The following is a 17776-nucleotide window of genomic DNA, read 5'->3' on the forward strand; positions in this document are numbered from 1 at the left end:
CCCTCCGGGAATGGGACCCCGGAGCCACCGACCCTACGAGTGATCAATCAAGCCATGACCAAAGAAGGTAGGACCGCCGTGCCTGTACTTCCCGCAGCTGTCCTGTTCGACATGGACGGCACGCTGGTCGACACAGAGCATCTCTGGCTCCAGACCACGGCCGAACTCGCCGCCGGCCTCGGCCACACCCTCACCGAGGAGGACCTGCCCGAGGTGCTCGGCCGCGCTGTCGACCACACCGCCGCCCACCTGTGCCGCATGACCCGGACCAGCTTCACCGCGAACGCCTTGGCCGAGATCCTCAGCGACACGTTCAGCAGCAAGGTCGCCGCCGAGGTCGTCCCCCGGCCCGGCGCACTGGCGCTGCTCGCCGAACTGGGCGATGCCGCCGTGCCTACCGCGCTGGTTTCGGCCTCCCCTCGCCGCGTAGTGGACCTGGTCCTCGGCAGCCTCGGCGATCACTGGTTCACCGTCACTCTCGCCGCTGAGGACACCGAGCGCACCAAGCCCGACCCCGCCCCCTACCTGGCCGCCGCCGATCGACTCGGGTTGGACCCTGCGGCCTGCGTGGCCGTCGAGGACACTCCGACCGGGGTCGCCTCCGCGCGCGCGGCCGGTTGCTCGGTGCTGGCCGTTCCCTCAGCTGTGCCGATCGCCAAGGCCGAACGGATCACCTTGCTGGACAGCCTCGAGCAGGCCGACCTGGCGCTGCTGTCCACGCTGATCGTGCCGACGACGCCGACCGCCTGATGCGGGCGTGGTCTCGGCCGTGCTGCGGGAGGTGAGGTAGCGCTCGGTGTCGAGGGCGGCGGCGCCGGTGCCGACGGCGGTGATGGCCTGGCGGTAGGTGCGGTCGACGACATCGTCGGCCGGGTTCGTACGGGTGGAACCAGCACCCCCTGCGGGACCGTCCACCCGCACGGGGTGATGAAGGGGCTCTCCCACCCGGAGTAGGGCGTGTACCTGGTCGGTATGAAGCCCTACGGCCGCGCCCCCACCTTCCTCGCTCTCACCGGCTGCGAGCAGGCCCGCGCCGTCGCCGCCGCACTTGCCGATGACCACGAAGCCGCCGAACGCGTCGAACTCGTCCTGCCCGAGATAGGCGTTTGCTGCGGCGTGGGACTCTTCGACCAGCCCGACACCGACCAGGCGACCGAGGACGGCTGCTGCGCCCCGGCCACCGCCCCGCAGCTGGTCCAGCTCGGCACCACGGCTGCTGCACCCACGGCCAACGAGCAGTCCACGGGCGGTTGCTGCGGCCCGTGACCGACCTCAACACCCGCAGACGGGGCCGTGACCGGAGCAGGGGGCCGGTCGCGGCCCCGCGCCGCCTTGCCACGCTCTGCCTGACGCAGATCACCAGCCGAAGGGACAAGACCACGGCCTATGCCTCTCTGCGGCCAGTCCAGCAGGCGGAAGAGTTCAGGACCCGGTCCCTCAGCACATCACGGACTCTGCATGTTCATCCGGATGCGGCCAAGTGCGTTCGTGTACCCCGACACAGATGGTCTGTGCCGGGGTGGGTGCCTGGGGTTACAGAGCGGTGAGGAGCATGAGGACCTCGTCGTGGTCCTTGCCGTCCGTGAGGCGGAGGGCGCCGGGCCAGCGGCCTGTCTCTTTCCAGCCCAGCCGCCCGTAGGAGGTTTCCAGGCCGATGCCGCCGCGAGCGGCGAGGTGGAGTTGTTCCAGGTCCATCTCGTCGCGGGCGATGCGGCGTACTTCGTTCATCAGGGCGGCGCCGATGCCCTGTCCTCGCATGGTGGTGCGGGTCTGGACGTGGTGGAGGGTGCCCCAGTGGGAGATGAGTGCCCAGGGGTCGCGGCGCAGGCTGAGCCATCCGGCGAGCTGTCCGCCGAGGTGGGCGGTCAGCAAGCGGCTGGTTCTCGTATCGAGGCTGTTGATGACGGTCTCCAGGGCGGAAGCGGCCTCGGCGGTCTCCACCGGCGGGAAGGGGAATCCGGCTGCGCCGCCCGCGTTGGTCACTTCCACCCAGCATTCGGTCAGGGCCTGCCGCAGGTCAGGGGTGACCTGGCCGGCAGAGGTGTACTGCGTGAAGACGGGGGCGGGGATGGTCACATGCTCTCCTTGTGGCTCGGAAAGTGGCGGATTGGCCGTTGGTGTCAGGCGGCAGTGTGGTGGGCCAGCAGGTGGTGCGGGTCGCGCTCGCCCGTGTCGGGCTCGACGTCGGTATGGATGACGGCGGCGGCCAGCTTCGGGACGGCGTGCAGGAGCGCGTGCTCGGCCTCGACCGCGATGTGGTGTCCGGCCCGGACGTTGAGGTGGCCGTCGATGACGATGTCCGCCTCTGCGCGCAGGCGGTGGCCGATCCAGCGCAGCCGCAGCCCGCCGACCTCCCGCACGCCGGGCACCTGGCGCAGAGCGGTCTCGGCCGCGTCGACGAGGGCGGGATCGACGGCGTCCATCACACGGCGGAAGATCTCCCGGGCCGCGTCGCGCAGGACCAGCAGGATCGCCGCGGTGATCAGCAGCCCGACTACGGGGTCGGCGAGCCGCCAGCCCAGTGCGGCGCCGCCGGCGCTGAGGAGCACGGCCAGCGACGTGTATCCGTCGGTGCGGGCGTGCAGGCCGTCGGCGACCAGCGCGGCCGACCCGATCTGGCGGCCGACCCTGATGCGGTAGCGGGCCACCCACTCGTTCCCGATGAACCCGGTCACGGCCGCAGCCGCGACCACCCACAGGTGCTGCATCTCGCGCGGGTCGACCAGCCGGTCGATGGCGGTCCAGGCGGCGAAGACGGCGGAGGCGGCGATGGTGGCCATGATGACGATGCCCGCCAGGTCCTCGGCGCGGCCGTATCCGTAGGTGAAGCGGCGGGTCGCGGCGCGGCGGCCCAGAAGGAAGGCGATGCCCAGCGGGACGGCGGTCAGCGCATCGGCGGCGTTGTGCACGGTGTCGCCCAGCAGTGCGACCGAACCGGAGATCACGACAATCACCGCCTGCGCGAGGGCGGTGACGCCCAGGACGGCCAGGGAGACCCACAGCGCACGCATCCCCCGCGCCGAGGACTCCAGCGCCGCGTCCAGTTTGTCGGCCGACTCGTGGGAGTGCGGCACCAGAAGATGCCCGGCCCGATGCCGCAGCCGGGCGAGCCGTCCGCCTTCCTGACCGTGCGCGAGGCCGTGAGGGTGGTGCCCGTCCTGGTGGTCGGGGTGGGGGTGGTGGCCGTGGTCGTGGCTCACGTGTTCCTCCTCGTGCGAGTGCGCGGGCAGGGCGAAGCCGCCCCCCCGGTGGACATGGGAGCAGCACACCCTCCATTATGTGCGTATGAGCGCACGCACGCACCTATCAACTGCGCATGATGCGCACCCGCACAACCCCGGTGAGGAACAGTTCTCCCTCGCCGCCGAGATCCTCGCCCTCCTCGCCGACCGCACCCGACTCACCCTGCTGCACGCTCTCGCCCAGCAGGAAGCGGACGTCACCACACTGACCGAAGCATGCGGCGCCCAGCGCCCCGCCGTCAGCCAGCATCTGGCCCGCCTGCGACTGAGCGGCCTGGTCCGCACACGCAAGGAAGGCCGCCGCGTCATCTACACCCTGGCCGACGGACACCTGCGCCGCGTCGTGGACGAAGCACTGAACCTGGCCGACCACCAGCTCACCAACCGGCCCGCGCACGACTGAAAACGCCGAGCTTTCCTCGATGTGGTCTGTTGCGCTGGCAGTTCGACCTGACCTGGTCGTTGTTCGAGTACCACCTGGAGCGTCTGGAGCCCAGGGACGTCCTGTGGGAGCCGACTGCTGAGTGCCGGACCGTTCGCCAGGACATCGAGGGCAACTGGGATCCGGACTGGGGAGACAAAGCCGGATCCGGTGCCGGTCCCCACTGTCGGCTGGGTGAGCTGGCACCTGGGATGGTGGCTGATCGTGGCCACTGACCCGTGCGCGTCCGGACACCTCGAGAGCGGGCGGGCATCGCGTGGCCGGGGGACACGACGCCCGCCCACTTCCTCTGCCGCCTGCCCACCGCGTCCTCGGTGTACGCATCCGCACTCATCCCACCCGTCCAGATGCCCAGCGCATGCCGAGTTGGTCGAGTTCGGCTCGGCGTTCCGCGCTGAGCTTGTCGGCGCGTTTGCGGGTGTTGTCGAGCCATGTGCCGAGCTTGACGACCACGACCCTTCCAGCACCTGCCTGACAGCCCGCCAAGCCCGCTTCCGTCCCCACCTGCTCGACGTGCTTACGGGGTACCCGCAAGTGCCCCTCGCGGGCGTGGAACTGCCGTGCCGCACGCAGGTTGAGGGCCCACTTGTCGTCTTGCGTCCGTTTCACCGGCCGTTCTGCTTCCTCGGCGGGTTCGATCCCGAGGACGTTCTCCAGCAGCCACTGCTGTGCGGGAAGGAGCTGTTCCCACCCGAGCCGCTGCGCCGCGACCCATCGCCCGAGGTCCTCGCCCTGCACGATCACTTTGCCGACCACCACCGGCAAGGCCCCGCCGTCCTGGAGGAGGTTCTGGATGAGCCGGAAACAGCGTTGCCATCCCGATGTCCCATACCGGGCACCAGCCCGGATCGATCTCCTCCAGCGCCGCTCGCCGCGCTTCGGTCAAGGCACCCGCACTGTTTTCGACGGGGAGGCCGGCCTGCCGACGTTGCGCGTTCTGATCTGCTGCCCGGGCGGCGTATCGCTGGTTCTTGACCCAGGTCCCGACCGGGTATCCGTCCCATGCCGCGGTCGTGGGTGGCAGCAGGTGTCCGTGCGCCGTGGCCCAGGCGCGGGCGGCTGTGAGGCCTTCTTCGAACGCGACGTCCTGGTGGGACCACACCATGCCCAGCCCGTCGAGCTGTTTCACCCGCCCCGCATCCAGGCACCCTGCCTTGTGGGTTTTCCGCTGGTCGGCGAGCCAGGTCCCCAGCGGGAACCCGGCCGGCACCCAGGTATCGGGGGTGATGTAGTCGTACGGCACCCGCAACTGCGCTGCCCCGGTCTCCTTCACGTACCGTACGCACGCCTGGATACCGCGCCGCCAAAACGTGTTCTCGGGTTCGATGACCCGCAGCTTCACGAACTGGGCCAGCAGTGCCGGATCCCTGGGTGTGCTGAACTTCAGCAGCTCCCGCGCGGGCACGCTCGGCCCCCGCTCACCCTCCGGCTCTTCCCGCTCAGCCTCCGCTTCGCCTTCCTCGGCTCCCTCCGGGTGCCAACTCCCGCCCGGATACGGGGATCCGCGAGGTGTTCGATCGTTTCGGTGTCGTGCGCCCGCAGCGCCCCGAGGACCTTCGCGAGGGTTCCGTAGGCGTCCGAGGTCAGCATTTCGCCCGGTATTTCACCCGGAGCGAGGAATACCGGAACAATCAGAGAAGCAATCTTCCCTTCCCCGGGCTTGATTCGCAGGGCGCGACCGACCATTTGCACGATATCGATCATCGACCCCCGCGCATCGCAGAACGCGACGGAATCACAATTCGCCGTATCGACCCCCTCGCCCAGCACCTTCACCGTGGTGATCGGTGTCGTTTTGTCGGTGGGTGTTCGTCATCGTTTTGTCAGTGGCTCGGTGGTGTTTCCTGGCCGATGATGCGGGGTGCTGGGTTCTGACAGCGGATGCCGATGAAGGACTGTCGTTCTTGCGGGGCGTGGTGGTCGGTTTGCTGCTGATCGCTACGAGGGTGGGGTGTTCGTGCTGGTCAGTGGTGTGGTGTGGGCGGGTGTCCGATCCCGGTGAAGGTGGCGAACGGACCGCTGATCACGGCGAGCCGGTGAAAGGTCGAATTGAGTGTGCGGCAGAGTGGATCTGTCCGTCTCCTCCGTGGCCGTCCGATGGGTCAGCGGCCGGGGCGTGGTGCCGCGCGCATGGATTCGCGTGACGCGTCCAGGAAGGCACTGCGAGCTTTCCCTGCATTCCTGTACATGTCGCGATATATGTCGTAGTTGGGCCAGCCCGAGGTTCCGGATTTCGAGCGCACCGAAGATCCCAGGGCCTCCAGCGCCTCGGCAAGGTTGATGCACGCCTTGTCCACAAGCTCCGGGACGAGAAGCAGCACCCGCTCCAGGGGACGCTGCACACCTTCAGAGATCCGATCCACATGGGCCGCCGTACTCTCTTCGTGGTCCTCCCAGAAGCTGTCGCCCATCCGAGCTTCCTCATGCGCCGCTATTTCGTCGAAGTACTCTCCCTGGTCGATCTCCTCTTGGAATTCCTTCACCGCGGTGTCCCAGGCATCAAGGAGTGCAACGTATGCGTCCTGACGCTGTCCACGGAGCCACTGGCCGTGCTCAACCGCAGCTTGGTCCCTGACCTGCCGCCGACCGAGGAAGAAGCCACTAACCACTCCCGCCAACGCCACCCCCTCGCCTATCTGCTGCGCCGTCCCCGCGGGGCGTCGCAACGTGCCTTCAGCAAGGGCCTGCATGCTGCCTACATGTTCTGGCGCCGCCACGAACACTTCGACGTCCCCTACGGTTACCTGCATGAGGAGGACGGCCAGAGCCTCCATCTGGGGCGCTGGATCGCGGAACGACGCCGGAACGTAACCCAGCTCAGAGCTGAGCAGATCGCCGCCCTCGAGGCCCTCGACATGCGCTGGATCCCTCGCCCCAGCCACACAGGCGCTTGACCGGCCACACCCGCTTACGAACAGTCGTGCGTCGTACTTGACCAGCAACGGCCGCCGCAGCGGCTTGGCTGGCTCAGTCCCGTCGAGTTTGAGGAGAAGTATTGCGTCGGCCAGGTGACGGTCGAACAACTGAACCTGAAACCCCGTCAACCCGCCCTGACCAGCTGATCGGCACCTCCCGCACACCGGGGAAACCTCATGGCCGGCCCGGTCCGTGCCGCTGGATCCGCGCTGGTCGGACGCGGAAGCGGCCTGCCCTATGCCCAGATGAGCGCTTGGACCGGTATTCCTGAAGACGACCTGGCCCAGCAGGTCCAGGACTATCACCGCCTCATGGCTCTCTGAGCTGCTGCACGATCGCTGTCGCGAGGCTCGACGGGTCGGACCCGGGGCTCGCACGCCCGATTCCTGAATGCTGGTCTGGTGGGTGAGGGCAGCGCTGGCGGGGCGGGTTGGTCACCTGGTGGCGGGGGCGAGTTGCACGCGCATGCTGCGAGAGTTCGTCACGTGACCGCAGAGTCATTCCCGGCGGTCACGCTCTGGTACCGCCTGGCCAACGCGGGCCCTAGAACCCACGTGATGTCGTCGGATCCCGGGTCGTACGACCACCCGTCCGCTACCCGGGCGGCAACCAGCCGGTCGAGGGTGGCAGTCAGGGCGCCAGGTGTGTCTGCTGCGCACACGCGCCCGAGTCGGTCTGCCTCGATGATGCCGTGCACGTGGCCGGGGGAGAGGTAGGTGGCCAGCGCGAGTCCGGCGAGCTGTTCTGAGGCCGACAGGCTGCGAAGCGCCGGGCAGGATGTCAGGCGCAGCGCTGCGTCGGCGGCATGGGCACGGTCCCGGCGCCCAGGGGCCTGTGTCAGGACAGCAGCGTCGAGAAGTTGAGGTTCCCCCGAGATGCGGGGATGGGTGACAGAAGGTCAGATGGGTCTCATGAGAGGAGCCCAGACGATGCCTGCGCCGAGAAAGTACCCGCTGGAGTTGCGTGAGCGTGCGGTCCGGATGTACCGGACCGCCGAGCCGAAGCCCGTGATCCGCCGCATGGCCGAGGAACTCGGCGTGCACCACGAGGCCCTGCGCAACTGGATCCGCCAGGCCGAGGCCGACGCCGGCGAACGCGACGACCTGCTCACCACCGCCGAGCGTGAGGAGCTTGCCGCCCTGCGCAAGGAGAATGCCCAGCTCAAGCGTGCGAATGAGGTCCTGCGGACGGCCTCGGCTTTTTTCGCGGCCCAGCTCGACCCGACCCGGCCCAGGTGACGGCGCTCGTTGACGAGCACCCGCATCTGGGGGTCGAGCCCGTACTCCGGGAACTGAACATCCCTTCCTCCACCTACTACCGGTGGCGCCAGGCCGAGAAGGAACCGTGCGAACGGCGCCGCCGGGACGCCGAGCTGACGGGCAGGATCCAGCAGGTCCACGACGAGTCCGGCGGGATCTATGGCTCACCTCGCGTGCACGCCGTCCTCAAGCGTGAGGGCGTCCACGTCGGCAGGAAGCGCGTCGAGCGGCTCATGCGGGAGGCCGGCCTGGCCGGGATCAGCCCCCGCCGGGGCACGGGTTTCACTCGCCGTGACCCGGACGCCGATCTGGCCCCTGACCTGGTGCAACGCGACCTCACCGCGAATGGGCCGAACCGGCTGTGGGTTACCGACTTGACCATGATCTCCACCGGGGAGGGGCCGTTGTGGCTGTCCGCGATCCGCGACGCGTTCTCCCGCCGGGTGGTCGCCTGGGAGACCTCCGCCCGCGCGGACGCCGACCTGGTCCTCACCTCGCTGGAGTATGCCCTGGCCAGCCGCGAGGTCGCCCCCGGTGAGCTCATTCACCACGCCGACCACGGCTGTCAATACACGTCCGTGAAGCTCACAACACGCCTGGTCAGGGCCGGTATCCAGGCGTCCATGGGCTCGGTCGGCGACTCGTTCGACAATGCCCTGGCGGAGAACCTGTGGATGGTCATCAAGACCGAGTGCATCCGCGGCCGCGTCTTCGCCACCAGAGCCGAAGCGAACCTCGCGCTCTTCGAGTACATCGACGGCTTCTACAACCCCCGCCGCATCCAGAAACGACTGGGCTACCTCAGCCCGATCGAGTTCGAGGAGAAGTACTACGCCGCCCCGGCAGCGACCGAACAAGTGAACCTGAAACCACGTCAACCCGCTCTGACCAGCTAGTCAGCCACTCCCGCGCTGCGGGGGAACCTCAGCAGCGTCGAGAAGTTGCACCGCGAACCCGCGCTGCTTTGCCCAAGGCGGGTTCGTAGCCAGACGCGTGAGCCAGCCGGATTGCTCCAGCTCTTGCCAGAGAGACGAATGACGATTCATGCGCAGGCCTCGCAGTAGCCCTGCCAGCATCCAGAGCCGGCCGGAGACAGTTGCCCGCAGCGCGCACTGCAGAGCCAGCAGCCGCGCAGCGGCACCGACCTCGGAGGGGAGGGCGGCTGCGAGGTAGCTGAGCATTTCCTGGATCCGAACTGCCGCCCCTGGCCCGCGCTCCCGTTGCTTGCGGCGTTCTGGGAGAGCGTCGGGGTGGGGTGCCGTCGCGCGCGTCGTGGGTTCGGGGACGATGGCGCTGTGTGCGGTGGCCTGCGCGCAGGCGCTGCACCGCCCTGGCCTCGGCCACGAAGGCTGCGGGGGACTCCTCGAGACTCCGCCCGTCCAGCATCAGTACGGTGCGATCCGCTGCTGCGGCCCGCTGGGCGAAGCGTCCCAGCAGCGCCGACTTGCCGACACCGCCGGGGCCATGAATGAACAGCACTCGGCCGCCGGTGCACAGCGCCTCCTCGAAGGCAGCGAGCTCTTCCTTTCGTCCGACGAAGGCACGTTGCCTCGCGGCCTGGAGACGCCCCTCCAGGCGCCCGGCATGCTGCCCCTCGTCAACGAGCTTGCAGGGCATCGCGGATCTCCTGGGTCGTTGGTGGCACGTCGGCGTCCGGGCGGTACTCGAAGTGCCACCACTCGTTGTCGTAGATGCGGTAGAGGTCGTAGCGGGCACCGTGTTCCTCGAGCCAGCGCGCGCCTTCGAACGGGCGCACATCCAGCGCGGTGCCCTTGACGTGCCTGGATTCCGCCGGTGGCAGTACGAGCATCCGGGCCGCGGCCGGTGAGCCGACGCGGCGCACCTCCTCGTCGAACAACCGCTGCTGGACGAGGGGATCGCGGTATCCCGAGGTGAGGCCGACGAGCTGCCCATGACGCCAGAGCGCCTCAGCGCGTGCAGCGGTGAACGCCGCCCTGGCACCGTCGGTGAGCCCGGTGAGATCCTCGGCAGGAAATCGGATCCCCAACGCCCAGTGGCAGGCCAGTTCACGGGCGCGGCCGGGATCGCGGACGAACGCAACGGGGAGCAGGAGCACGGCGAGCACCACCGCAAGTACGGTGAACAGCCGGTCACGGGGCCGAAGCGGGATAACGTGTGGCTCGTTCATGCCCCCAGTCAAGGGGGCGTGATGTTGCCAGCCCGTATCCAGTTTTCGATATACCGACGATACGTACCGGCTCGTAACATCGGACTATGCGTGTATTAGTCGTCGAGGACGAACCCTACATGGCAGAGGCGATCCGCGATGGGCTGCGCCTGGAAGCGATCGCGGCCGACACCGCCGGTGACGGTGATACCGCTCTGGAACTGCTGAGCACCAACGCTTACGACATCGCCGTCCTCGACCGGGACATCCCCGGACCTACCGGTGACGAGATCGCCAAACACATCGTCGCCTCCGGCAGCGGCATGCCGATCCTCATGCTGACCGCTGCCGACCGGCTCGACGACAAGGCCACCGGGTTCGAGATCGGCGCCGACGACTACCTCACCAAGCCCTTCGAACTCCGCGAACTCGTGCTCAGGCTCAGAGCACTCGACCGCAGGCGAGCCCACAACAGACCACCTGTGCGAGAGATCGCAGGCTTACGTGTGGATCCGTTCCGCCGCGAGGTCTACCGCGAGGGCCGCTACATCGCGCTGACCAGGAAGCAGTTCGCTGTGCTCGAAGTCCTCGTCGCTGCCGAAGGCGGTGCCGTCAGCGCAGAAGAGTTGCTGGAGCGAGCGTGGGATGAGAACGCCGATCCGTTCACCAACGCCGTGCGCATCACGGTCTCGGCCCTGCGCAAACGCCTTGGCGAGCCCTGGCTGATCGCCACCGTGCTCGGGGTCGGTTACCGCATCGACGCAGGACCGGACGCCGATGACCGGGGAGCGGTGCGTGGATAGGCGTCAAGGGTTGAGCGTCCGCCTCAAGTTCACCCTCAGCTATGCCGGGTTCCTCGTGATCGCGGGCGCATTGCTGCTCGCCGCCGTGTGGGTGTTCCTTCTGCGGGGAAGGTCGAACAGCCTGGCCGTCCCCGATTGGTCCGACTTCCTACGCGTCTTCAAGCCAAGCAATTTCGGCCCAGTCGTCTTCGTCCCGGCGGGAATCCTGGCGCTGGGGTTCCTGCTGGTGTTCGGTCTCGTGGGCGGGTGGATTCTGGCCGGCCGGATGCTCGCCCCGCTGATACGCATCACCGACGCCACACACAGGGTGGCGAACGGACCGCTCTCCCACCGGATCCGCCTACCGGGCCGCCGAGATGAGTTCCGCGAACTCGCCGACTCCTTCGACACCATGCTCGCGCAGCTCGAAGCCCACGTCGCCGAACAGCAGCGATTCGCGGCCAATGCCTCTCACGAACTGCGCACCCCGCTGGCGGTCACGCAGACGCTTCTCGACGCGACCCGCAACGATCCGAACCGCGACACCTGTGAGCTTGTCGAGCGCCTCCGCGTGGTCAACACCCGAGCCATCGACCTCACTGAAGCACTGCTCCTGCTCAACCGCGCCAACCAGCGGTCATTCACCAGGGAAGACGTCGACCTGTCCCTCCTGGCGGAAGAAGCCACTGAAACGCTCCTCCCCTTGGCAGAAAAGCATGGCGTCACCATCGAAACCTCCGGCGACATGAGCACCACCATCGGCTCACAGGCGCTCCTGCTGCAGATGGTCATGAACCTTCTGCACAACGCGATCGGCCACAACCTGCCTGAACAGGGCACCGTATGGGTGCATACCAGCGTCCGCCCCGACACTGTTGTGCTCACTGTCGAGAACACTGGCGAGAAGCTCACCTCACAGCTGGTCTCGACACTCACCGAGCCATTCCAGCGCGGCACCGAACGCATACACAGCAGCCACGCAGGTGTCGGCCTCGGCCTGGCCATCGTCAAGACCATCACCCAGGCACACGACGGAACCCTCACCCTCACCCCCCGCCCCGCCGGCGGGCTCCGCGTCACGGTGCAACTGCCCGCCGCGTCAGCGCACACACAAACAGATGGCGATCAGGCCTGAAGAACGTCCGAATCTCACCGGGGAAACCCGCTGCCTGCTCACGCCCGAACTACGCCGGTCGCTGCTTCCACGCCCACTTCGCGTCTCGCCCGCCGAGTTCCGCCACCGACAGGCCGCCTCAGCCTCGATGGGATATGGAGACGTCGAATGCCTTACAAAGCAGGCGATTCAGCGGCAGATCCCATTCGCCGAGATACTCCAAGGCTTCGCCGCCGGTGCCGACCTTGAACTGGATCAGGCCCAGGTGCAGGAAGTTGTCGTCCACGGCGCCGGTGATGCCGCGCAGGTCGTGGACCGTACATCCGGCAGCCAGAGCATCAGTGATCATCTTCCGCTGCACGGCGTTCGACCCACATACCTCCCGTTCGGCCGTGGCGGAGGCGCCGTAGCTGTACCAGGCGTGTTCTCCGACCCGGGCCCGCAGCTCGCAGCACTCCAGATGCGGGCCACCGCCGTCGACCCGATGCGTAGGGCGAAGGTGCCAGAGTGCTTCAGGTGGTCCACCAATGGGTCGAGCCAGCCGGCCAGATCATCCGAGGCCCAGTCGATCACCGGCCCTTCGGGCAGGTACGCCAGCGATGTCTTGAACCCGGGCAGCCGCCACCGCAGGTTGGGTCGCGTTGGACGAGGCGTGATCGCTCACCGTGATGGCACGTACCCGAAAAGCCACAGCCGCTCCTACCTGTCGTCCATCGGTCGACCTACCAGCACATCGTGGGGTCCGGACGCGAGCGCGGCGGCGACCTTGTCGAGGCGCGCCCCGCGGGAGGCCTTGACGAGCACCACATCGCCGGCAGTGAGCCGACCGCGCAGCCACTCGACGGCCGCGGCGTTGTCGGCCAGCGCCACCGCCCGCTCTCCGGCACCGTCGGCGAGCGGCCGGGTGCCGACCGCGACCACCACGTCGGCCCGGGAGGCGGCGTACTCCCCGATGGCGCGGTGCTCGGCCTCGTTGTCGTCGCCGAGTTCGAGCATTTCGCCGAGGACGGCGATGCGGCGCCCGCCCTCGATTGCCGCCAGCGCGTCCAGGGCGGCGCGGGTCGAGTCGGGGTCGGCGTTGAAGGAGTCGTTGAGCAGCGTTGCGCCGCCGACGAGGTCACGTAGTTCCAAGCGCCACTTCGACAGCGAGACCGTGGGCAGCGCTGCCGCGGCCCCATCGAGGGGAACGCCGGCCGCCAGCCCTGCCGCCGCGGCAGCCGACGCGTTGAGCGTCTGGTGAGTGCCCACGAGCGGCAGCCCGACGCGAGCCGAGGTGGCGGCGGTCCGCAGTGTGAAGGACGGCCGGGCGAGCCGGTCAAGGACTACGTCGAGTACGCGAACGTCGGCGTGTTCCGCCTGGCCGAACGTCAGCACCGGGCAGTCGGTGAGCGAGCGCATCGCGACCACCCGGGGATCGTCGGCGCTCAGGACCGCGGTGCCGCCGGGCGCCAGACCCTGCACCAGCTCACCCTTGGCCTGGGCGGTTGCCTCGCGCGACCCGAGATGGCTGAGGTGGGCCTGGCCGACGTTGAGGACGACACCGACGTCGGGCGCGACCAGGCCGGTGAGTTTGGAGATGTCGCCGATGCGGCGGACTCCCATCTCAAGGACGAGGAACCGGGTGGCCGCGTTGGAACGCAGCATGGTGAGCGGCACGCCGAGGTCGTTGTTGAGCGAGCCGATCGTGGCGATCGTCGGCGCGGCGCTCGACAACACGGCCGCCAGCAGGTCCTTGGTGCTGGTCTTGCCGCGGGATCCGGTCACCCCGACGACAGTCAGCCCGTCGCGCAGCCGTGCCACGACGTGGGTGGCGAGCGCCTGCAACGCGGCCTTGGCGTCCTCGACCACGACGGTCGGTAGCGCCGTGGGCCGGGAGCCGAGCACGGCCACCGCGCCGGCCCGGCCGGCCTGGATGGCGTAGTCGTGGCCGTCGACGTGTTCGCCGGCGAAGGCCACGAAGAGGCCGCCCGGCTCGGCCTGCCGGCCGTCGAGCACGGCCGGCGCGGTCACTGTCACGGCGCCGTCGCCCTCGACCGTCCCGCCGACAACTGTGGCGATCTCACCGAGGCTGAGCGGGATCATGCCCGGACCACGCAAGGATCGGCGAAGCACATCAACAACCGTCCGGTCGCTGTGCTGGCGATCGGGGGCGGGCTGGCGAAGTAGAGGATGGCAGAGGCTGATTCGCTGGAACTCATGCCTTCCAGTCAAGAGAGCGTGGTGTTGCCGGCGCGTATGCAGTTTTCGATACGTCGACGATATGTATGTTGCCGGCCGCTACAGGCGCAGGACGATGCTCGTCCTGATCTTCAAGGACGAGTCCCCAGCCCGTAGAGGTGCCGGCGAGGCGAATGCACAACACGTTGCGTGTCGCCCGCAGAGCTCCGGTCGATCCCACGGGCGAAGCCAGCGCGGCCGACCAGCCGCATCCATGCTCGCGCAGGGTGTTGGCCGGCAACGTATCGTCGGCGTATCAAAAAATGCATACGCGCTGGCAACACCACGCTCTCTTGACTGGAAGGCATGAGTTCCAGCGGACCAACACGAGCAGCGGCGTGCCGCACCCGAGCGCCAGCGTCGCCCTCACGGGCTGTCTCGGCAACGGGAATCACAGTCTATGGGTGCGAGCAGGACGAGGCCCTTCTATTCCGAGAAATGGCGCCTCGCTTTGGCATGGCGCCAACCATCACAAAGGAAGCGGTATCTGAAGCCAATATCGACCTGGCAGTCGGGAACCGATACATCAGCATCGGCCACAAGACGCACGTCACCCGTGCCACACTCAGCGCACTGAGCCGCGCCGGTGTGGAGTATCTCTCCACACGAAGCGTCGGATGCAACCACATCGACGTGAGCTACGCGGACAGCGTCGGTATCTCCGTCGGAAACGTGGCGTATTCTCCCGACAGCGTTGCCGACTACACGCTCATGCTGATGCTGATGGCCGTGCGCCACGCGAAGGCCACCGTCCGCCGCACCGATGCTCATGACTACCGGCTGAGTGAGATACGCGGCAAAGAGCTGCGCGACCTGACTGTCGGAGTGGTCGGCACGGGGCGTATCGGCACAGCAGTCATCGACCGATTGCGAGGCTTCGGCTGCCGCGTGCTGGCCTACGGCAATCGCCCCAAGACCCCCGCCGATTACACGCCGATCGACGAGCTGCTTCAGCACAGCGACATTGTCACGCTCCACACCCCGCTCACCGCAGAAACCCGCCATCTCGTCGATCGCCGACGTATCGACCAGATGAAACACGGCGCGTTCATCGTCAACACCGGACGCGGGCCACTCATCGATACCGAAGCCCTTCTATCGGCATTGGAGAGCGGCAGATTGGGCGGCGCGGCGCTGGACGTCCTCGACGGCGAAGAAGGAATCTTCTACACCGACTGCCGGAACAAGCCCATAGAGAACCGCCAGCTGTTGCGACTACAGGATCTGCCGAATGTGCTCATCAGCCCGCACACGGCCTATTACACCGACCACGCGCTGAGCGACACCATCAGAAACAGCCTCATCAACTGCCTCAACTTTGAAAGCGGGAAAACATGGACAGGTTGAAGATCGGCGTCATCTTCGGGGGCTCTTCCGAAGAACACCCCGTCTCCGTCAAGTCCGCCCAAGAGGTCGCAAAGAACCTCGACACCGGTAAATACGAGCCGTACTGGATCGGCATCACGCAGTCCGGTGCCTGGCAGCTCTGTGACTCCCCTGGCACAGACTGGGAGAACACCGACGCTCGGCCGGTCATGCTGTCACCCGACCGAAGCGTCCACGGACTGCTCGTCCTGGAACAGGACCGATTCGAAGTGATCCGTCTGGACCTCGTGCTGCCCGTCCTGCACGGCACACTCGGCGAAGACGGGGCGATCCAGGGCCTGTTGGAGCTCTCTGGCGTCCCCTATGCCGGCTGCGATATCCAGAGCTCTGCCATCTGCATGGACAAATCCCTGACCTACGCCGTCGCCAAGAGCGCGGGCATCGCCACGCCAAATTTCCGGGTGGTCGCGGGAGACGAGAAGGTCGACGCCGAACAGCTTCCTTATCCCGTCTTCGTGAAGCCAGCCCGTTCGGGCTCATCCTTCGGCGTCAGCAAAGTCGCCGGAGCAGAGGACTTGCCGAGTGCGCTGGAGGCCGCACGGCAGTACGACTCGAAGGTCCTGATCGAAGAGGCCGTGGCCGGGAGTGAGGTCGGCTGCGCGATCCTGGGGGACCCATCCACCCCGATCGCGGGCGAGGTGGACCGCGTAGCCCTCTCCCACGGATTCTTCAGGATCCACCAGGAGGAGTCACCCGAGAGTGGTTCGGAGAACTCGACGTTCATCGTTCCCGCCGACATCTCCGAAGAATCGCGTCGGCTCGTCCAAGAGAGCGCCAAGACCATCTACCGCACACTGGGCTGCCAGGGGCTTGCCCGCGTGGACGTGTTCCTCCAGGACGACGGCCAGGTGGTACTCAACGAAGTCAACACCTTTCCCGGCATGACCTCCTACAGCCGCTATCCACGGATGATGGGCGCCGCAGGAATGCCGCTTTCCGACGTCATCGACCGGCTCGTGTCAATGACACTGCACCGGAAAAAGCGATGAACGGCGACTTCGGGTACCTGGACGAGCTGGTGCCCGGCATCCGTTGGGATGCCAAGTACGCCACCGGGGACAACTTCACCGGAAAGCCGGTAGACGGATACCTGGTGAATCGGATAGTCGGCACCAGAGCCTTGTGCGCAGCCCTGGGGCGAGCGCAGGAAAAAGCCGCGTCCCGCGGCTTCGGCTTGCTTGTCTGGGACGGATACCGTCCGCAACGCGCCGTCGACTGCTTCATGCGCTGGTCCGAACAGTCGGAGGACGGCCGGACAAAGCAGCGGCACTACCCCAATATCGACAGGTCCGAGCTTTTCGACAAGGGATACGTGGCTGCCAAGTCAGGCCACAGCCGCGGCAGTTCCGTCGACTTGACGCTCTACACCCTTGCCACCGGAGAAAATGCTTGCATGGGTGGTGAACACGACCTCATGGACTCGATCTCACATCATGGAGCAGCAGGAATAAGACCCATCGAAGCGGAAAACCGCGAGCACCTTTGCTCCGTAATGGAGGACTGCGGATTTGCTCGCTACGCCTGCGAGTGGTGGCACTACACGCTGGAAAGCGAGCCTTACTCAGATGTCTATTTCGACTTTCCCATCACCTGATGGAAGCCTCCCTTACGTCTCACAGTGGGGAAGCCTGGACCGGAACGACGAGGTCGTCATGCGGCGTGCCGCCCCATCCAGGATCGACGTCTTCCTGAGGCGCACCGATCCATCGCAACTGCACGACTGGACCTCCGACGGGTACCACTCGCGCGAGGAGTACCTGTTCTGGTCCCGCAAAGTCTGCGGCTTGGCATGTCTGCAGTCCCTGCTCCACGGCTGGACGGACACCCGACTGCTGATGCGTGAACTCCTTGCGCTGGCCCTCGACTGGGGTTGCTACGTGGTGGAACCCCAGGGCAAGGTCCAAGGACTGATATACCGGCCATTCATGGCTTGGGTCAGCTCACACTTCGGATTCAAATGCCAACTGGTCGAGAACACACCGATTCAAGCATCCGCCCGAGCGGTGCGCCCCGGGCAAGCCCTGATCGCTTCAGTGTCTCCTGAGATTCGCGACCCAAGCACCTATAAACCGCGGCGGGGAGGGCATCTTGTGCTGGTTCATGAGGTCCATGGCGGGACGGTGCGGTTCCATAATCCGTCGGGCTACTCCCACAATGCGGACTCCGCATCGCTGCCCATGCGCGTATTCGAGCGCTTCCACGCAGGACGAGGAATCCTGGTCAGTGTGACACCGTGAGGCCAGGCGAACCGGCACCGCGCGCCGCTGCGAGCGCACGATTGAGGGTCTGC

19 protein-coding genes and 4 pseudogenes are annotated in these 17776 nt (G+C 67.1%); 13 read left to right on the forward strand and 10 right to left on the reverse strand.

Features of this window, described 5'->3' with window-relative positions:
- Positions 1-78: 78 nt before the first annotated feature.
- Together OG978_RS39755 and OG978_RS39765 are read left to right on the forward strand one after the other, a co-directional pair.
- The gene (locus OG978_RS39755; protein ID WP_326769869.1) at positions 79-750 is read left to right on the forward strand and encodes an HAD family hydrolase; all 672 of its coding nucleotides are present in this window, start codon (positions 79-81) and stop codon (positions 748-750) included.
- Between the two features lie 150 nt (positions 751-900).
- Positions 901-1266, forward strand: a pseudogene (locus tag OG978_RS39765) (flavoprotein); the annotation flags it as partial.
- A gap of 267 nt (positions 1267-1533) precedes the next feature.
- On the opposite strand, the gene OG978_RS39770 reads toward OG978_RS39765, so the two are convergent.
- Together OG978_RS39770 and OG978_RS39775 are read right to left on the reverse strand one after the other, a co-directional pair.
- A complete protein-coding gene (locus OG978_RS39770) occupies positions 1534-2076 on the reverse strand; it encodes a GNAT family N-acetyltransferase (protein ID WP_326769870.1) in 543 nt (180 codons plus the stop codon).
- Positions 2077-2120: 44 nt separating this feature from the next.
- Positions 2121-3200: a cation diffusion facilitator family transporter gene (locus tag OG978_RS39775; RefSeq protein ID WP_326769871.1), complete on the reverse strand. Its 1080-nt coding sequence runs from the start codon at positions 3198-3200 to the stop codon at positions 2121-2123.
- An 85-nt stretch (positions 3201-3285) separates the two neighbouring features.
- Between OG978_RS39775 and OG978_RS39780 the strand changes: the two genes are divergently transcribed.
- Together OG978_RS39780 and OG978_RS39785 are read left to right on the forward strand one after the other, a co-directional pair.
- On the forward strand, positions 3286-3645 hold the full coding sequence (locus OG978_RS39780) for an ArsR/SmtB family transcription factor (protein WP_317860415.1): 360 nt from the start codon (positions 3286-3288) through the stop codon (positions 3643-3645).
- Positions 3642-3962, forward strand: a pseudogene (locus tag OG978_RS39785) (DinB family protein); the annotation flags it as partial. The gene OG978_RS39780 and the pseudogene OG978_RS39785, both read left to right, overlap by 4 nt.
- Positions 3963-4014: 52 nt before the next feature.
- On the opposite strand, the gene OG978_RS39790 reads toward OG978_RS39785, so the two are convergent.
- From OG978_RS39790 to OG978_RS39805, 4 genes and pseudogenes are all read right to left on the reverse strand, one after another.
- Positions 4015-4443, reverse strand: coding sequence for a helicase associated domain-containing protein (locus OG978_RS39790; RefSeq protein ID WP_326769872.1), 429 nt, complete (start codon positions 4441-4443; stop codon positions 4015-4017).
- Positions 4444-4591: 148 nt separating this feature from the next.
- A pseudogene (locus tag OG978_RS48545) lies at positions 4592-5089 on the reverse strand (helicase associated domain-containing protein); the annotation flags it as partial.
- Positions 5068-5460, reverse strand: coding sequence for a helicase-related protein (locus tag OG978_RS39800; RefSeq protein ID WP_326769873.1), 393 nt, complete (start codon positions 5458-5460; stop codon positions 5068-5070). The gene OG978_RS39800 and the pseudogene OG978_RS48545, both read right to left, overlap by 22 nt.
- Before the next feature lie 326 nt (positions 5461-5786).
- On the reverse strand, positions 5787-6095 hold the full coding sequence (locus OG978_RS39805; protein ID WP_326769874.1) for a hypothetical protein: 309 nt from the start codon (positions 6093-6095) through the stop codon (positions 5787-5789).
- A 288-nt stretch (positions 6096-6383) separates the two neighbouring features.
- On the opposite strand from OG978_RS39805, the gene OG978_RS39810 reads away from it, so the two are divergent.
- From OG978_RS39810 to OG978_RS39820, 3 genes are all read left to right on the forward strand, one after another.
- Complete coding sequence (locus tag OG978_RS39810) at positions 6384-6578, forward strand: helicase associated domain-containing protein (RefSeq protein WP_266767368.1); 195 nt, start codon at positions 6384-6386, stop codon at positions 6576-6578.
- Positions 6579-7529: 951 nt separating this feature from the next.
- A complete protein-coding gene (locus OG978_RS39815) occupies positions 7530-7838 on the forward strand; it encodes a transposase (protein ID WP_176740405.1) in 309 nt (102 codons plus the stop codon).
- Positions 7835-8755, forward strand: coding sequence for an IS3 family transposase (locus OG978_RS39820; RefSeq protein ID WP_326763363.1), 921 nt, complete (start codon positions 7835-7837; stop codon positions 8753-8755). The genes OG978_RS39815 and OG978_RS39820 overlap by 4 nt, the downstream gene beginning before the upstream one ends.
- A 28-nt stretch (positions 8756-8783) precedes the next feature.
- Here the strand turns inward: OG978_RS39820 and OG978_RS48550 are convergent, their stop codons facing one another.
- Both OG978_RS48550 and vanY-N read right to left on the reverse strand, forming a co-directional pair.
- On the reverse strand, positions 8784-9476 hold the full coding sequence (locus OG978_RS48550; RefSeq protein WP_442817635.1) for an ATP-binding protein: 693 nt from the start codon (positions 9474-9476) through the stop codon (positions 8784-8786).
- Positions 9457-10008, reverse strand: coding sequence for a D,D-peptidase/D,D-carboxypeptidase VanY-N (gene vanY-N, locus OG978_RS39825; protein WP_266694172.1), 552 nt, complete (start codon positions 10006-10008; stop codon positions 9457-9459). Before vanY-N ends, OG978_RS48550 begins: the two co-directional genes overlap by 20 nt.
- Before the next feature lie 86 nt (positions 10009-10094).
- On the opposite strand from vanY-N, the gene OG978_RS39830 reads away from it, so the two are divergent.
- Both OG978_RS39830 and OG978_RS39835 read left to right on the forward strand, forming a co-directional pair.
- The gene (locus tag OG978_RS39830; protein WP_317865726.1) at positions 10095-10790 is read left to right on the forward strand and encodes a response regulator transcription factor; all 696 of its coding nucleotides are present in this window, start codon (positions 10095-10097) and stop codon (positions 10788-10790) included.
- Positions 10783-11904, forward strand: a complete 1122-nt coding sequence (locus OG978_RS39835) for a sensor histidine kinase (RefSeq protein ID WP_326769889.1) — start codon at positions 10783-10785, stop codon at positions 11902-11904. The genes OG978_RS39830 and OG978_RS39835 overlap by 8 nt, the downstream gene beginning before the upstream one ends.
- Before the next feature lie 118 nt (positions 11905-12022).
- Here the strand turns inward: OG978_RS39835 and OG978_RS39840 are convergent.
- Together OG978_RS39840 and OG978_RS39845 are read right to left on the reverse strand one after the other, a co-directional pair.
- Positions 12023-12316 (reverse strand): annotated as a pseudogene (locus OG978_RS39840) (peptidoglycan bridge formation glycyltransferase FemA/FemB family protein); the annotation flags it as partial.
- A gap of 266 nt (positions 12317-12582) precedes the next feature.
- Positions 12583-13965, reverse strand: a complete 1383-nt coding sequence (locus tag OG978_RS39845; protein WP_317865730.1) for a UDP-N-acetylmuramoyl-tripeptide--D-alanyl-D-alanine ligase — start codon at positions 13963-13965, stop codon at positions 12583-12585.
- Positions 13966-14406: 441 nt separating this feature from the next.
- On the opposite strand from OG978_RS39845, the gene vanH reads away from it, so the two are divergent.
- From vanH to OG978_RS39865, 4 genes are read left to right on the forward strand one after another with little or no spacing between them, the layout of a single operon-like run.
- Positions 14407-15447 (forward strand): D-lactate dehydrogenase VanH, encoded by a 1041-nt coding sequence (vanH, locus tag OG978_RS39850; protein WP_326763362.1) that lies wholly within the window; start codon positions 14407-14409, stop codon positions 15445-15447.
- The gene (gene vanA, locus OG978_RS39855) at positions 15435-16475 is read left to right on the forward strand and encodes a D-alanine--(R)-lactate ligase (protein ID WP_326763361.1); all 1041 of its coding nucleotides are present in this window, start codon (positions 15435-15437) and stop codon (positions 16473-16475) included. The genes vanH and vanA overlap by 13 nt, the downstream gene beginning before the upstream one ends.
- A complete protein-coding gene (gene vanX, locus OG978_RS39860) occupies positions 16472-17080 on the forward strand; it encodes a D-Ala-D-Ala dipeptidase VanX (RefSeq protein ID WP_326763360.1) in 609 nt (202 codons plus the stop codon). The genes vanA and vanX overlap by 4 nt, the downstream gene beginning before the upstream one ends.
- Positions 17052-17723 (forward strand): hypothetical protein, encoded by a 672-nt coding sequence (locus tag OG978_RS39865; RefSeq protein ID WP_326763359.1) that lies wholly within the window; start codon positions 17052-17054, stop codon positions 17721-17723. Before vanX ends, OG978_RS39865 begins: the two co-directional genes overlap by 29 nt.
- Positions 17724-17776: the final 53 nt, after the last annotated feature.

The organism is Streptomyces sp. NBC_01591 (assembly GCF_035918155.1).
Classification (GTDB): Bacteria; Actinomycetota; Actinomycetes; order Streptomycetales; family Streptomycetaceae; genus Streptomyces.